This is a genomic window from Halolactibacillus miurensis (assembly GCF_900116255.1).
In the GTDB taxonomy this organism is placed as follows: Bacteria; Bacillota; Bacilli; order Bacillales; family Amphibacillaceae; genus Halolactibacillus; species Halolactibacillus miurensis.
Map to the genome: position 1 here is coordinate 1 of NZ_FPAI01000038.1, position 16,457 is coordinate 16,457.

At 37.1% G+C, this 16,457-nt stretch carries 15 protein-coding genes and 1 pseudogene; 15 read left to right on the forward strand and 1 reads right to left on the reverse strand.

Annotation, left to right across the window (positions count from 1 at the left end; all coding sequences use genetic code 11):
* Positions 1-684: 684 nt before the first annotated feature.
* The 8 genes from BM390_RS14290 (at position 685) to BM390_RS14320 (ending at position 7,442) form a co-directional block, all read left to right on the forward strand.
* Positions 685-2,418, forward strand: a complete 1,734-nt coding sequence (locus BM390_RS14290) for a GrpB family protein (protein WP_089855573.1) — start codon at positions 685-687, stop codon at positions 2,416-2,418.
* Between the two features lie 293 nt (positions 2,419-2,711).
* Positions 2,712-3,014 carry a recombinase family protein gene (locus BM390_RS15660; RefSeq protein WP_218161165.1) on the forward strand — a complete coding sequence of 101 codons (303 nt, stop codon included), beginning with the start codon at positions 2,712-2,714 and terminating at the stop codon, positions 3,012-3,014.
* Between the two features lie 166 nt (positions 3,015-3,180).
* A complete protein-coding gene (locus tag BM390_RS15850; protein ID WP_439895612.1) occupies positions 3,181-3,408 on the forward strand; it encodes a recombinase family protein in 228 nt (75 codons plus the stop codon).
* Between the two features lie 465 nt (positions 3,409-3,873).
* Positions 3,874-4,200 carry a PadR family transcriptional regulator gene (locus BM390_RS14300; protein WP_197274834.1) on the forward strand — a complete coding sequence of 109 codons (327 nt, stop codon included), beginning with the start codon at positions 3,874-3,876 and terminating at the stop codon, positions 4,198-4,200.
* A complete protein-coding gene (locus BM390_RS14305; RefSeq protein WP_089855576.1) occupies positions 4,193-4,858 on the forward strand; it encodes a hypothetical protein in 666 nt (221 codons plus the stop codon). The genes BM390_RS14300 and BM390_RS14305 overlap by 8 nt, the downstream gene beginning before the upstream one ends.
* A gap of 584 nt (positions 4,859-5,442) precedes the next feature.
* Positions 5,443-6,213 carry a S1 family peptidase gene (locus BM390_RS14310; RefSeq protein ID WP_143103196.1) on the forward strand — a complete coding sequence of 257 codons (771 nt, stop codon included), beginning with the start codon at positions 5,443-5,445 and terminating at the stop codon, positions 6,211-6,213.
* 168 nt (positions 6,214-6,381) lie between these two features.
* The gene (locus BM390_RS14315) at positions 6,382-6,675 is read left to right on the forward strand and encodes a hypothetical protein (protein WP_089855583.1); all 294 of its coding nucleotides are present in this window, start codon (positions 6,382-6,384) and stop codon (positions 6,673-6,675) included.
* Between the two features lie 170 nt (positions 6,676-6,845).
* A complete protein-coding gene (locus BM390_RS14320) occupies positions 6,846-7,442 on the forward strand; it encodes a Crp/Fnr family transcriptional regulator (protein WP_089855585.1) in 597 nt (198 codons plus the stop codon).
* Here BM390_RS14320 and BM390_RS14325 read toward each other — a convergent pair.
* Positions 7,439-8,131: a DUF4386 domain-containing protein gene (locus BM390_RS14325; RefSeq protein ID WP_177220740.1), complete on the reverse strand. Its 693-nt coding sequence runs from the start codon at positions 8,129-8,131 to the stop codon at positions 7,439-7,441. The two genes, BM390_RS14320 and BM390_RS14325, sit on opposite strands and share 4 nt — an antisense overlap.
* A 232-nt stretch (positions 8,132-8,363) precedes the next feature.
* Here BM390_RS14325 and BM390_RS14330 point away from each other — a divergent pair, with 232 nt between their 5' ends.
* The 7 genes and pseudogenes from BM390_RS14330 to BM390_RS14360 form a co-directional block, all read left to right on the forward strand.
* Positions 8,364-9,692, forward strand: a complete 1,329-nt coding sequence (locus tag BM390_RS14330; protein WP_089855592.1) for a sensor domain-containing diguanylate cyclase — start codon at positions 8,364-8,366, stop codon at positions 9,690-9,692.
* Between the two features lie 421 nt (positions 9,693-10,113).
* Complete coding sequence (gene asnB / locus BM390_RS14335) at positions 10,114-11,961, forward strand: asparagine synthase (glutamine-hydrolyzing) (protein WP_089855595.1); 1,848 nt, start codon at positions 10,114-10,116, stop codon at positions 11,959-11,961.
* A gap of 344 nt (positions 11,962-12,305) precedes the next feature.
* Positions 12,306-14,330, forward strand: coding sequence for a methyl-accepting chemotaxis protein (locus BM390_RS14340; protein ID WP_089855598.1), 2,025 nt, complete (start codon positions 12,306-12,308; stop codon positions 14,328-14,330).
* A gap of 224 nt (positions 14,331-14,554) precedes the next feature.
* Entirely contained in the window at positions 14,555-14,863 is a 309-nt protein-coding gene (locus tag BM390_RS14345) for a DUF2089 family protein (RefSeq protein ID WP_089855601.1), read from the forward strand.
* Positions 14,860-15,243, forward strand: a complete 384-nt coding sequence (locus tag BM390_RS14350; RefSeq protein ID WP_089855605.1) for a hypothetical protein — start codon at positions 14,860-14,862, stop codon at positions 15,241-15,243. The genes BM390_RS14345 and BM390_RS14350 overlap by 4 nt, the downstream gene beginning before the upstream one ends.
* Positions 15,244-15,386: 143 nt before the next feature.
* Positions 15,387-15,920 (forward strand): GNAT family N-acetyltransferase, encoded by a 534-nt coding sequence (locus BM390_RS14355; protein ID WP_089855608.1) that lies wholly within the window; start codon positions 15,387-15,389, stop codon positions 15,918-15,920.
* A 169-nt stretch (positions 15,921-16,089) separates the two neighbouring features.
* Positions 16,090-16,457: pseudogene (locus BM390_RS14360) on the forward strand (hypothetical protein); the annotation flags it as partial.

Below are 16,457 nucleotides of genomic sequence, written 5' to 3' on the forward strand. Positions count from 1 at the left end.
CGTTATAAAGAGTCATTAATTCATGAGTAGATAGTGATGGCAAGTGGCATACAAAATTAATTGCCGTTTAACGCAATTCCCTATTGCCAAATACAAGATAGATGGAAATACAATACTTCTGGAATTATAGTTCATCATTTAGGAAAGTGCTGGGATGAATCTTTCGTACTTTTATTTCCGCTTAAAAATATACCTGGAAATTTAAGTAGATCTGATGTAGAGAGAGGTATAGGCAATTATCTTATAGATAAAGGAGTACCAATTCTTGATTTTTATTTTCACAACTATTAATTAAATATTAAATAGCCTAATCAAAAATCGGTATGTTGACTTGATAAAAATGATGATAAATCGATAAATATAAGCCTTTCGGGGTTTTTAGTGATAAATAATTTTGTTAGAAAAACGATGATTTTTTACTCTGCGGAAACTAGTCTAAGAGAGGCTTTTGACCCTGTACAGAGCGGATTAGATGTCACTGACCCCGTACAGAACAGATTAGATGTCAGAGGGTCCGTACAGAGCAGAATGGATGTTTTTGTGAATCAGTGGGGTTGAGAGAGTAGGTTGGATGTCGGAATAATTAAGTTGTGCAATAGGCTAATCAACATGACCGAAAATATTGTATTGTTAGTTAAGCTACGTGGTGGAATAATTATTATTGATTTTTGAGGAGAGTGAAAAATGATTGGATTAAAAAGGGGTACAGTAAAACTACTTAACCACGAAAAAGAATGGGAGCTTGAAGCTCAGAGAACAATTTTTCGCTTGCATAAGATTTTAGAAGCTGTCGCAAGAGATATTCAGCATGTGGGTAGTACATCTATACTCACAATAAAAGCCAAGCCGATAATTGATATAGCGGTTGCCGTAGATGATTTCAAGGATGTTCTTGCATTGGAAGCAGAATTAAATCATGATGGTTTTTATTATCAACCTAATGCTAATTCAGAAGACCAACTTCTCTTTGCCAGTGGTAGCTATTATGACGGCACAGGCGACCTGCAAACGCATTTCATTCATGTTGTTTTAGCTGATAGTATGGAATGGATAAACTACATCAATTTCAGAAATTATCTCAACAAGATGCCAACGGTCGCTAAAGCGTACGAGGATTTGAAAATATCACTTGCATCAGAGGCGCCTGTTGATAAAGGTAGAGAACAATATTTGAAGGGTAAGAACGATTTTATTGTTTATACTTTAAGAAAAGCCCTTATCAATTACTATCTTGGAAAAACAGTTAAAGTTAAAATTGATCGACCTATCGGTAGCACCCACCCCAACCACGCCGATCTTATCTATCCTGTCAATTACGGATACATTCCAGATGTTTTAGGTGGAGATGGCGAGGAATTAGATGTTTATCTTCTTGGTGTAGATAACCCCGTAAAGGAATATACGGCTCGTGTTATCGGTATTGCTCATCGTCATAACGATGTAGAAGATAAACTTGTAGCTGCACCTGAAGGAATAAGGTTTACCCAAACGGAAATCGTAGAAGCCATACATTTTCAGGAACAATATTACGAGAGTGAAATAGAAACAATGCCACAACTAAATTTCATTTCTAAAGAACCGATCAATAAAGGTTGGTCGTGCGATAAAAAATACTGTGTTACAGCAGATGATGGTGTTAAATACCTTTTGAGGGTTACTCCCGAAGAAAAAAGTGCTAATCGTGCAGATATGTTTCGTATGCAGCAACAGGTAGCGGCTCTCGGTGTTTCTATGTGTAAACCAGTTGAGTTTGGAAAGTGTGATGAGGGTGTTTATAATGTCCAGACTTGGGTTGATGGCGAAGACGCTGAAGAAATCATTCCTCATCTTAAAAATACAGAACAGTATTCTTACGGACTTGAAGCTGGTAGAATACTTAAGGTCATCCATTCTATTCCTGCGCCAGAAAATCAACTGGATTGGGAACAACGTTTTAATGAAAAAATAGATCGTAAAGTCAAGATGTATAACGAAAGTCCCGTTAAATTTGATGGAGCAGAAGACATTATGGGTTATATAAAATCTAACCGGCATTTACTAGCGAATAGGCCACAATCTTACCAACATGGTGACTATCATATCGGTAATATGATGATTGAAGATAATAAGATAGTAATTATTGATTTCGATCGTTACGATTTTGGTGACCCGTGGGAAGAATTTAATCGCATAGTATGGTGTGCTCAGGTCTCGCCTATATTTGCTTCTGGCATAATAGACGGTTATTTCGATAATCAAGTACCACTTGAATTTTGGAAATTACTTGCACTATACATAAGCAGCGATATGCTTTCATCTATACCATGGGCTATTCCGTTTGGAGAAAGTGAAGTAAATACAATGCTTAATCAGGCAAAGGATGTGCTGAGTTGGTATAACAATATGCAGAATCCTATTCCAACTTGGTATACCAAATAAAGAACCAAGGTGAAAATAAGTTTGTAAGTTAAATTTAACTTGATTTTGAGTAGGTAAGCTATGACATACAATCCAGAGTACATTTCATACCTGCAAAACCAGCTAAACGAGGGAAGCGGGTTGATATTTATTGTCGTGTAAGTACAAATGACATGAAACAATTAAATAGCCTATCTGCTTAGGTGTCTGCCCTCACTAGATTGGTAGCCTCTAATTCTCAGTGGCTACTAGTCGATGTCTACATGGATATTGTATCTAGTAAAGCGGGCACATCTAGAAGAGGATAAAATCAAATGTTAGAAGATTGTCAATCACATAAGTTAGAAATGATCATCACTAAAAGTATCAATAGATTTGGCAGAGATACAGTTGAAACGTTAGAGGCATTACAACTAATAAAAGATTCTGGTGTTAGAGTCATTTTTGAACAGGGGAATCTTGACACAGCAGATACCAACAGTGAACTTATGATTTCCCTTGTAGAGTCTTTTGCTCAAGCTGAAAATGAATCAAGAAGTGATAATATCAAATGGGGACTTAAGCAAAAAGCCTCTAGTGGCACATCAAAGCTATTTTCGGAAGTGCTATGGTTATGACCATGGTGAGGATGATAAGTTTATTATCAACGAAGATGAGGTGGTAAACGTTCGAAAGGTTTTTAAGTGGTATCTGGGTGATAAAAGTATTCTTGGCATTATGAAGCAATTAGATAATCATGGAATTAAATCATTTACAGGAAAATACAAATAACCTAAGTGTACGATTGATGGCTTATTGAGTAATGAAAAATATATTGGTAACGTGAGATTGTTTGATTCAGAAAAGAGAGATGTTCAATACTTATCTGAAGATAATCATCCTGCAATTATTTCAAAGGAAACATTTCAAGCAGTGCAAACAGAGAAAAGGAAACGCAGCAATGTGAATAAGAGCAAGGGTGGAATACAAAGGAAAGACAAAAAGTATAGTTCGAAGAAATACACTAACTAGGAAAGTGTATCTCGATAAGATGTTATTGCCAGCCAACCTGTTGAAACAAGGCTTGTTCAAGGATTTTCAGAAAGTGTAGAATAGACTAACTATTACACGTCGAGATGCTCTGTCTTTTAGAAAGAATATAGTGAATATTAACCCTGGAAATGCACTATTGGTGCTGTTTCCAGGGTTTCTTTCGTTGATTGTCAATTGGTGAATCATTTTTAAATATTTATGAACTTATGGTAGAGCTATTTTTTGTTTAAAAATGTAGAAGCTGAAGGATCTAAGAGGTGAAGAATAATTAATGGAGGGTGTTTAATATCTTTAATGAAACAAGAAGGTCATTATTCTTCACGCTTGATTGCATTCCCAAGTGTTATCAATCAATGCCGCTATAAAAATTTGACAACTCCTGTATCTTGCAATACAATATAGTTGTATATTGTATTGCAAGATACAGAGGGAGGTTTTATGTTGATTCCATCACAGATGTTAAAAGGCATATTAGAAGGGTGCATATTAGAAATCATTCAAAAACGGGAGACGTATGCTTATGAAATTGCGAAACAGTTAGAGGAGTATGGATTCGGATCCATATCTGAAGGAACCATTTATCCAATTATTCTAAGGTTGCAAAAGAATGAACTTTTAAAGGGTACTTTAAAAGATTCTAATAGTGGACCAAAACGTAAATATTATCGTTTAACGGTCAAAGGGGTTGATAATCTGAATCAGTTTAAAGACAATTGGCAGGAGATGAGTCTTGCAGTTAATCAACTGTTAGGAGGCGAAGACAATGAATAAATTAACAAAGGAATTGTTAAAGAAAAACAATACGAGAGAGAAAGCCATTTTTAAGAGCAATAATGACATCTATACAAATATGATTGTGTATTTACGAGGGTCTGATTTAACAGAGTACGATCAAGAAGTTGTGAGAGCTGATATTATTGAATTAATCTTAGATGGTCAACAGCGAGGCGATGATATTCAGAAGGTAATGGGTGGACAATATAAAGAAATTTGTGATGAGATCATTGAGGTTATGCCGAAAAAGACAAAAAAAGAAGTGACTCTGGAGTATGTGGTTATTTCTTTAAATGCGTTATGGATTTTAGGAGTTATTGCATTAGTGAAAAACTTGATAACTAACGTCATCTCAGAAGAAAATCAGATGGTATTTGTTTTAACATTAGGTGATATGATCAATGTAGCCGTCATTATATTTGTTGCGAATATAATAATATGGTACGTTACCCAAACAGCATTTGAAGCAAGAGCTGATAAAAAAATATTGACGTATCTAAAAATATGGTTTATTGCTACTGTCATTTTCGGTGCTATTATATTTAATAGTATTTACATTGATATGGTTGTGGTGAGTATTTCTTTATGGCTGATAGCAGTAATCCTTTTACTTATTTTTATCACTGGGAAAATGATAAGTAAAAAAGTATCATAACAGATTGACTAGTTAATGTGACTAATCAATCTTTCAGTAAACTGTTAGCGCCGCGAGGTTCGAATGTTTTTAAAATTGAACTGCCAGGAGTCATTAGTATCTCAACACAAAACTATACAATTTTTTTGAGGTGTGCCACTAGAACTATTGCTTCATAGTAGTTTAAATTCATACATTAACACTGCTAGCTTATTGTCACCCGACTATCTCTCTGCTCGCATGCAATCGAGCCTGTCAAGTTTAGTGTAACCTATCCAATATACCGCCATTATCCTCAAAGTTCTGAGCTGAACTTTAAGGTGGGTGACGGTATTTTTAAGGAGTAGTTTTTTAAAATCCATATCAAGCGTGTTTTATCGTTGCTTTAATGTCATCAAATATTAAAGTGGATTTAAATTTAAGTAGTAAGATGTATAAAAATATTGACAGAAAACCAAAATATGCTAAAATTAAATAGAATTTTATGTAAAAAATCGAATGAATACGTAGTTATCATGATAGACAATACAACTCAAATTCATATTGAGGTGAGCTAAATAACAACGAAAGATAAAAAGCGCCATTTAATAAGGATTATTATACTTGTGATTCTTGCGGGAGTTATAGCTTTTCCGAGTATCAGAGCGGAAATGAATGAAATTAATCATAAATCATTGATTGACAAGGTTCAAGAACAAGCGTTGTCTGGTAATATTATGATTATGACAGAAAGTAGAAAAAGTGATGGTGCATCCTATTCACCGAGTGGTAGTGGGGTTATTTTTGATCGGATTGGCGATAAATACTTTGCGCTTACAGCTCACCATGTGATCGCTGAAGCAGCGACGTCAGGGGATGCATCACTACGTGTCTTAACGTATGATGCGTATACTATTAATGATTTCATGAAAAGCAGTCAATATACAGGTCTATCTAAATATTACGAACAAGTTTCTACTGGCACGATTGAATATTATAATGAACAATACGATTTGGCCGTTATAAGTTTTGAGTCTGCGGACATATGTAGCGTTATTCCTATTTCAGATACGGAGCCTAGATATGGTGATGTTGTTACGACAATCAGTAATCCAGAAGGCGAAAGAAATGTTATTTCTGCCGGTAAAATAATTAGTAGGAAACAAAAATTATTTAAATTTAAGGGCGAACATATTCACTATCCCGTTATTAAACACTCCGCCGTTATTTCAGAAGGGAGTAGCGGAAGTGCCGTTTTAAATGAAGATTTAGAAATTATTGCGATTAACCTAGGTGGAAATGTAAATCTTTTAAGGCAACACATTAAAGGTGTGGCAATGCCACTTGATCGGATTAAGGCATTTTTAAATGAGTGGAAATATTCCGAGGGGATATAAGAGTATTGGATAGGCTGAATTTTATTCAATCCAGTTAGTAACTAAACGTGTATTATATTATTACCTCATGATAAGTGTCTGAATTAACATTAAGTGAATTGTTTTCTTCTGAATAACGATCATTCTGTAGATGTATGATCGAAATCATAATGTAGGTTGGTGAGTGAGATGGAATTTATCTTTGAAATTATTTTTGACTTTGTATCGGATGTCTTATTCGAAGGTAGTTATGCGTACGCTAAAACATCAAAGAAAGGCGCCATTGTTGTGCGTACGATGATCTTTTCTTTTCTCATTGGTATGAGTGGTTTGTTCTTGTATATGGGCTACATGATGCGAGATAAAACCACCATGATGTTTGTCTTCTATTGTGTGTCTGGATTGTTTGTCGCTTTAAAACTACGTCTTTTAGTTGAAATTAAAAGAAAAAAGCTTGAAAAAGGTAAAAGGGAAGAGATATGAACCGCTGATTGAGTGAATCAGCTCTTTTTAAAAAGGGTTGTTAAAAAACATTTTACACCAATTACACACGTCATGTTAGTGCACTAGAAGCGAGTATATTTAATGTGCCGCACTTCAGATGTTATGCTACACTGTAAACGTAATCAATGAAAGTTAAAGAGGTGGCGGAAATGAAACATCTACTAATCGAATATATGAAACAATTTACTGATCATTCTGATGCAGAATTAAGTGACATGATTAAAGATATACCTGTTAACCAGTTCAAAAAAGGCGATCTTCTTTTGAGTCAAGGAGATACGCCTGAACAGTGCTATTTCATTTTAAAAGGTTGCATCAGACAGTATGCTGTGGATGAACATGGGAATGAACATACTTCCAATTTCTACACTGAAAATCAAAGTGTGACGATATTTAATCAGCATAGGCATGATAAAGCCTCACCTTACGCATTAGAATGTCTAGAAGATACAGTAGTCATTGGCGGGGATTTAGCCACCGAACAAACAGCTTACGATGAGCATCCCGAGCTTGAAAGTATGACACGAAAAATGATTGAACAAGACTTTGGCACTATGCGAGCTGATTTCTCTTCTTTTCTATCATCAACACCTGAAGAACGTTATCAGGCGCTGGTTCGAAATAGACCTGAGTTACTTACAAGAGTGCCGCAGTATCAGCTCGCTAGTTACTTAGGAGTTAAACCAGAATCTCTAAGTCGAATTAAAAAACGGTTAGAAAAAGAAGCAACAACACTAGACGATTAATTGATGGTGACTTTACGCCCTGAGATTAATAACCAGATACCAAAACCTAATTCTCCAATGAACATCGGTGCCATCAAGATCAGTTCGAGAGATGTAATGAAAGAATCTAGACTAGGAACGAAGCTATACATTATGTGAATAATAGTGTAACTCGCGCCTGCCAAAATAATGAATATGCTGATGACTTTGGGAACTTTTTTAGTTTTGAAAGTGATGATGCCAACTAAAACGAGATGAAGACCAAAAATAATTAAACCAAAGAACCAAACAGCTTCGAAAGTGCTAAGAGACAACATGACGTGTTCAGTTAATCGGCCCACCTTTATAGATGTTTGAAGGGCCTGGTCAATCAAGATTAATTCAGTGACAGCCAAGGCGAGAATAGCCGTATAGATTAATCGAAACCATCCTGATAATAATGCGTAACCTTGATGAAACGGTTTGAGAAATTGATAAAACCCCCATGATACAACCACATCTGCAATAATAATAAGGAGCCATCCAAGGATCTCAAGTCTAAATAAAGCTTGAGTTGCTTGGATGTTTTTTAATGTAATGAGTGGTTCATCACTAATAACGAGTGAACTGTGTACATAGCCATGTGAGAAAAATGCAAGCAAAGCCATAATGATGAGCGCCACACCGGAAATGACCGCAGCCCTTTGTGGCAGATTTTTTGATGTTCTCATAATAATCATCCCCTTCTGAATAAGTCATTTATAAGAATAGTGTAAGATGACATCATCATCTTTGCATTGACTTAAGTTAATCATGTAAATCTTTTTTCGTTGAATGAATCGGTACAGATGAAAAATAAGACTAGAACATATGATATAATTCAGTTTAGGAGACAAGTCATTATATTTAGTGAATAAAATAAATAACTAAATAAGGGCTTGGATGGAAAGGTAGGCTGATAGTATGGTAGAGAATTATTTGAAATGCGAACTATATGATTTAGTAAAAAATGATTCTGCAATTTTTGAATTTATACAGTCTGGTTCGTTAGACGGCATTTGGTACTGGGATTTAGAGCAGCCTGAAAATGAATGGATGAGCCCGAAGTTTTGGGAGACACTTGGCTATAATCCAGAAGAAAAGAAACACTTGTCTTCTGAGTGGCAAGATATCATTCATCAAGAAGATTTAAAATTAGCCACAGAAAATTTCTATAAACATTGCGAAAATTCCGATTACCCCTATGATCAAATTGTGCGCTTTGAGCATAAAGATGGGTCAACAGTCTGGATTCGGTGTCGTGGACTCGCGATTAGAGATGAATCAGGAAAAGCCAAGCGGATGCTGGGGGCACACACAGATATTACGGATTTAAAAAAAGTTGAAAGTAATTTGTTTCGATTAACAAGAGAATATGAAAAAGTATTTAATGGAACCCAAGATGCCATGTTTTTAATGAAAGTTCTTTCACCTAATCGCTTTCGCTTTGTGAGAAACAATTTGGCGCATCAAAATAAAACAGGGTTACAATTAGAAGATATTAGAGATAAGACGCCGGAAGATTTACTTGGTGAAGAAGTAGGGCGGATCGTCTCAGAAAATTATCAAACATGTGTTGATAAGAAAACAAGTGTAACTTATGAAGAAGAGCTTGTCTTACCTGCAGGGAAGCGGATTTGGCAAACCACGCTCACGCCTATTTTTGAAGGAAAAACAGTCATCAATATCGTCGGTTCAGCGACAGATATAACGGAGCAAAAATTATTAGAGCGCGAACTAGAAAAACAAGCGAATTATGATAAGTTAACAGATTTGCCAAATAGAAAGTTGTTTTTTGAACGACTCGAAAGAATGATTGTAGAAACTGAGCGAGACCAGAAACAATTTGCTTTACTATTTGTTGATTTAGACGGCTTTAAAAATATTAACGATCAATACGGCCACCGCGCAGGTGATGACGTGTTGATTACGGTTGGTAAGCGTTTAACTGAAAGTGTCAGAAAATCAGATACCGTTGCTCGCATGGGTGGCGATGAGTTTACAATTATTTTAAGAGACACACATGACCGAGATAGTATAGAAAAAGTCGTTCGAAAAATTCATCAACGTGTAAAAGAAGCCATGCGTTTTGGAGACTGCGTTTGTCACGTTGATTCTTCCATTGGCATCGCCGTCTATTCTGATGATGGGTTAGATAGTGAGACGTTACTTAAAAATGCTGATGAGATGATGTATAAGATTAAACACAGTGGTAAAGGAAGTTATCGCTTTTTTTCGGATGTCACATCATAATTAAAAGCAAGAAGTTATTTCTAGTCGCATTATCATTCACGCAAATTAAAGGTTAGTTGAAAGCTAAGAGCACGTATGAATATGAGTTTTGATAATGAAAATCCTAACGCAATAACCTCAAACAAACTGAACTAAGAAGAACTTTTAAGACGGATTTTTTTGGCAGGTCATTTCAGGTTGGATTGTAATCAACATTATTGCCGCTATTTGTTTTTTGTGACAGCGATTGGCATGTGATTATAGAACAGCTCAGTATTATTGAGCTGTTTTTTAATTTTGTTTTACCATAGATTAAATGACCGCCTCAAATACACGAATTATAAACATCAAAAAAGAAACCAAAGGCACATTCTTACTATCCCATCATATAGATAGATATACAGCTATTTTTCAATATACGGAAAGATGTGGTGGTTAGATTATGTGTGGTATAGCGGGTATAATTGATTTTAACAATGATTTAACTAAGCAAGAATGTCAGATAAAAACAATGGCCAATGCCTTGCAGCACCGTGGTCCAGATGAGCAACAAGAGTGGATCTCAGAGCATGTGGCATTTGGTCATAAAAGATTAATCGTCGTTGACCCAGCAGGTGGTAAACAACCCATGCATTGCTTGGAAGAAGGAAATGACTACGTCCTTGTTTATAACGGAGAGCTTTATAACACGGAAGATATTCGAAAGGAACTACAAACAAAAGGGTGGACCTTCCATTCACATTCTGATACAGAAGTACTGTTAAAAAGCTATATCGAATGGAAAGAGACATGTGTGGATAAGTTCAATGGGATTTTTGCTTTCGCTGTGTGGGACTCAAATAAAGAAGCGCTTTTTGTGGCCCGTGATCGACTAGGGGTTAAACCGTTATTTTATACAGAACAAGCGGGTGTGTTTTTATTCGCGTCTGAGCTCAAAGCATTATTAGCACATGATGCAGTGAAACCGATTTTAGATCAACAAGGTGTTAGTGAAGTTTTAGCGCTCGGTCCATCGAGAACACCAGGAAATGGTGTGTTCAAGGGAATTCATGAATTACGAGCGGCCCATGTTGGCACCCTTGACCGAAGAGGGTTTAAAACATGGAGATATTGGGATGTTAAAAGTCAAGCACATACAGAAACCCTTGAAAAAACAGCGCAAACTGTTCGTGCGTTATTAGTAGATGCTGTCGAACGTCAACTTGTATCAGATGTTCCAATCGGTACCTTTCTCTCAGGTGGCGTTGACTCAAGTGCAATAACCGCGATAGCTGCTAATTATTTAAAAAAACATAAAAATCAAAGACTCCCGACCTTTTCAATTGATTATGAAGATAATGCGCATTATTTTAAAGAAAGTACTTTTCAACCGAATAGTGATGCCGATTTTATTGGGAAAATGGTTGAGGCGCACAATACCGAGCATTACACTTATATATTGGATAATAAGACACTCGCCGCATTATTAAAAGAGGCAGTCGAGTATCGAGACTTACCGGGGATGGCTGATGTTGATAGCTCATTGTTGTGGTTTTGTCAGAAAACAAAAAATGAAGTCACGGTGGCGTTATCTGGAGAGTGTGCAGATGAGATATTTGGAGGGTATCCTTGGTTTTACCGGGAAGAAGATTTAAAGCGGGAAGGATTTCCTTGGATTCGATCAGCTGATATTCGTACACGATTACTTACAAAAGAATGGCAAGAAAAGTTGGATCTTCACGCCTATATGCTAAAAAGATATCAAGAGACAATAGACGAAACACCAAAATACGCAGGTGATAGTGAATCAGAAACAAAGCGGAGAGAAATGTTCTACTTAAACATGCATTGGTTTATGCCGACCTTATTAGATCGAAAAGATCGCATGAGTATGGGGGCTAGCTTTGAGGCGCGTGTGCCTTTTAGTGATCACCGATTAGTTGAGTATGTTTGGAACATTCCGTGGGAAATGAAAAATTATCAAGGGAGAGAAAAAGGCATTCTAAGAAAAGCGCTTGAAGACTTAATTCCAGAAGATATTTTATATCGGAAGAAGAGTCCTTATCCCAAAACTCATCATCCTGCATATACAGAGGCAGTAGTAGAGTGGATGGAACGCATTCTGGATGATCCGGATGCGCGTTTATTTGAACTTTTTGATAAAGAGGCAATAAGAGAACTTGTCGCAACCAAAGGAGAAGAAATTGATGAACCGTGGTTTGGACAATTAATGAAAGGACCACAATTGCTAGCGTATTTAGCACAAGTAGACTATTGGTTACGTAAATATGATGTTTTCATAGAAAAATAACACTTCCTCCATCAAATATCTCGTGAATAATGTGACGGGTTATATTCAATGATCAAGTGTTTTAGCAACAATATTTACAAAAAGAGCCCTAAATACAAACAAGTAGCGCATGGTGACGCTACTTGTTTTACATAACGCTTTTACGACATAGTTTCACGATGCTCCAGTACTTCATGGCTATATTGACAAGTTTTTACTGACATAGGATAAGATAAATCTAAGTGTTTGTAGTTGGTAGAACTAATCAGGAAATACTACCTTTATTACCTATAAAATACATAGAGATTTTACGTCCTTTTTCCTGTATAATGCGAATATAAAAATAATTAAGGGGCGTTATCTAGATGAAAAGTATTAGGACAAAATTGGTTGTTTACTTCTCTGTGATTATGACAGTGGCCTTAGTTGCGTTAGGGTTTGTTATTATGAACGGCGCAAGTGACTCCATTCAAAATGATGCAGAAGAAAGTTTATTGTCTTTATCACATGAAGCGGCACGCGTAGCAGACAGTCGAATAACAGGTGAATTTCTTTACCTAGAAGGATTAGCTAACTTGCCGGAAGTGCAAGAAGAAACCCGAGATATTGATGCGGCCATGTCTGTATTTAAAGAACGGGTACAAGAAACAGGTTATTTACGAATTGGGATGGCCGACCTTGACGGAAATTTATACTTATCTGATTCTTACGGGGATGATGGCGATATCGTTGATATCTCAGAGCGTGACTATTATCAACAATCATTAAACGGCGAGCGAGGATTAATGCCACCATCTGAAAGTGTGAATGCGGCCGACGGTGACCGATTAATTATGGTCACATCCGTTCCTATTATGGAAAATAACCGCGTCACTGGTGTCATTGTTGCTGTTGGTGATGCTGACTTTCTAAGTGTGATTGTTGAAGATATTACATTTGGTGAGCAGGGTTATGCTTATATGATTGATGGTACTGGCACAGTGGTGGCTCACCGTGATCGTGAGATGATTCGTGATTTCTTTAATCCCATTACCTTGGCGGAAGAAGATTCATCCTTAAAAACAGTAGCGACACAGTTTGAAGACATACTTTCAACTGATGCGGGAGTAGGAAGCTATACCTTTAATAATGAGCTTATGTATATTGGTTATAGCAATATTGGTGACACAGGTTGGAGTCTTGTTGTGACAGCAGACGAGCATGAAATCTTATCATCGGTTGATGATTTACAACTGACAACGATTGTGATGACGGTTGCGGCAGTATTAGTAGCCATTATCTTAACCTTTATTGTTGGTTCACGTATATCTAAGCCGATTCGCTCCGTATCACAATCAGCTGAAAAGATTGGTGAACTCGATTTAAGACAGGACATCGAACCAGCCCTACTTAAAAGTAAAGACGAAGTAGGGCAACTTGCGACCTCCCTTCAAGCGGTGACAGAAAATATGCGCAGGGTCATTCAGCAAATCAATGATTCTGCAGGTAATGTCTCAGCAGCTTCTGAACAGTTAACGGCAACCTCAGAACAATCTGCCTCTGCTTCAGAAGAAGTAGCGGCAACCATTCAAGATATCGCCGATGGTGCGGAGAATCAAGCAGAGAATACCGAAGCGGGATCTGAAAAAGCGCATCAACTTGGCGAGATTGTTGAACAAGAACAAGTCGTTGTGAATCGTTTGAATGTGGCCTTTAAGAAAGTGCATAGGGCCGTTGAAGAAGGTATGACGGAAATTAAGCGTTTAGCGATGCTGTCTGACAAAACATCTAAAGCAACAAAAGAAGTAGAAAGCGGGATTCATAGTACAAATGATAGCTCACACCGCATTAGTGAAGCGAGTAGTGTGATTGCTAATATTGCCGATCAAACGAATTTATTAGCACTCAATGCGGCGATTGAAGCTGCACGAGCCGGTGAAGCAGGTAAAGGATTCTCCGTCGTCGCTGAGGAGATTCGTAAGCTCGCTGAACAATCAACCGAGTCTACAGCTTCGATTGATGCCATCGTAAAAGAACTCCAAACAAATGCGGAAAGTTCAGTTAAAGTCATGGCAGACGTATCAAGAGCGATTGAAGAACAACTAGCTAGCGTGCAACTCACACAGGCTAAATATGAACAAATTGAAACAGCCATGGTCACCTCAAATGACGCAGTGGATTCTTTAAATGACACAGGAAAGCAGATGGCAGAAATTAAAGAAGAGATTGTCTCATCATTAGAAAATCTCTCAGCCATTGCCGAAGAAAATTCAGCCGCCACAGAAGAAGTTTCAGCCGCAACCGAGCAACAGACGTCTTCGATGGAAGAAATCTCACGTTCAAGCTTAAGCCTCGCTGAACTAGCGGTAGAACTTAAAAAATTGATTGAACAGTTTAAAATCAATGAATGAACAGCGTCATTCACATCGTGTCATTTAAATAAACGACGACGAAAATAATCATCCTAGCATCCTTTTCATTTAGAGTATCAGTTATCTAAGTGAAAAGGATGTTTACTTTTTAAGCAGACAGGAAAAAAATAATAGTCATGATCAAAATGAATTAACAATAATAAATATTTACTTTAATAAAATTAAATGTTATCATTAATATTATTAAAGTAAGGGGTGAGATTGTGCCGATTGACATTGTGCCTGAGTGGATGAAAAATTTAGAAGAGGAAGACATAACGTTTATCAAAAAATTTGTGCTATCGTCAGGGTCGTTAAAAGAAATGGCCAAAGTATATGATGTGACCTATCCAACTGTACGTTTGCGCTTAGATAAGTTAATCGACAAGATTCATATCAATGACCGGGAAACGAATGAACCTTATGTCTCGCTCATAAAGCGATTAGCAGTAGATGATAAAATAGATTTTGATACGGCAAAAATATTGATCCAAGCGTATAAAAAACAAATGAGAGAGGAAGCTGCCGAATGATTATCGCATTACTTATGAGTTTAGTATATGTAGGTGTCTTACTTGGTATTGTTGGCGGGGTAATTTGGTTTCAAATTGTCTTATCAAAGAAGGATAGTAAATGGCCGGGATTAATTTTACCACTGATTTCCCTATTGTTATCATTATCGGTGACGCTTAGTATTGCTGCTTATTATTCGGTTAGCTCCGATCAAACGACCAATCAGGATGGTATTGTTACGAAAGTGGGAGAAGTAACGAGTACTATGCTGACAGATTTACTTCCAGTGATGGTGGTATCTAGCTTTCCGACGTTGTTCCTACTCGTGATCTATATCGTTATACGAAACAAAAAGAAACATCACCAGATGGTCGAAAGAATGGCGATTCATGACTTATAAGTGAATGTGTCTTATCCTCTATGTTTAACGAAGAGCTCAACACCTTTACGCAGTGTCACTTTAAGCTGTTAAAGGTGTTGTTTTCGTGTATAATCAAAAACATATTAATATACGGTGAAACGATAAGGGGTTGGATAATTGTCATGGAACGATTAAGATTGGTGTTACCTACAGCAGAATACAAAGCAGCTTGTTTAGATTACAGAAAAGAATTTGAACAACATAATGACGTGATGCATGGAACAGCTGGGCTTTCGCACATGGAATCTTTTGAAGCGTGGTTAAAAGATATTCAGAATAGTCATTTGGAAGAAGAACTGACAAATGACCGAGTACCGGCCACAACCTATCTTGCGGTCACAGTCGATACCCATCATTTAATTGGCATGGTGAACATTAGACATAGACTAAATGATGTTTTAAAAACATCCGGTGGTCACATCGGTTATAGTGTGAGAGCTTCAAAGCGACAGATGGGTTATGCGACAGAGATGCTCGGGTTAGCACTTGAAAAGTGTAAGACATTACGCATTCCGCGTGTCCTTATTACTTGTGATCAGGACAATATCGCCTCAGCTAAAACCATTAAGAATAATCAAGGGCAACTTTCTCAAAGCTTTATGCATGAAGGAGCAATGATTGAACATTATTGGATTGACTTAACAGAGGAAGCTTAAAAATACTTTATCGTTTTAAGGCGAGAAGACACCTTCCTCAAGTGTGTTAGCACTAGGTGGGTGATGAATCGCTTGTTTTGAATATTTTTGAAGTGACAAACATATATTCCGCATGGTATAATTAAAGCACTAACAGTGACCGTCACAAAACAAAGGGGGGGTGGGTATCATGGGCATGAAGGCCATTTTTTCAAATCGCTTATATAAGCATAAAATCGATGCAAACTTTGTTATGTCCATGGATCACACCCTTCGGGTGTTTAATCAAGCCAAACATTTTCGCTATCAAGCGGAGGTCCGGGAGCTTAGGGGCGTGAAAGCGAAAAATTCCGTCTCCATCCATCAACAATTGAAACAACGTTACGGATTAAATGATTATTATGCGACCAGTGCTGTTCAACAAGGACGGGCGCTTCTATCTGCGCAAAAAGAATTGAAGAACGTGTACATGCGTAATAAAAAAGAACAAATCAACGCCGTTAAAAGAAAAATAAAAGCGACGAAGGCGCGCTTGACGACACTTCAAAAGATAAAAGG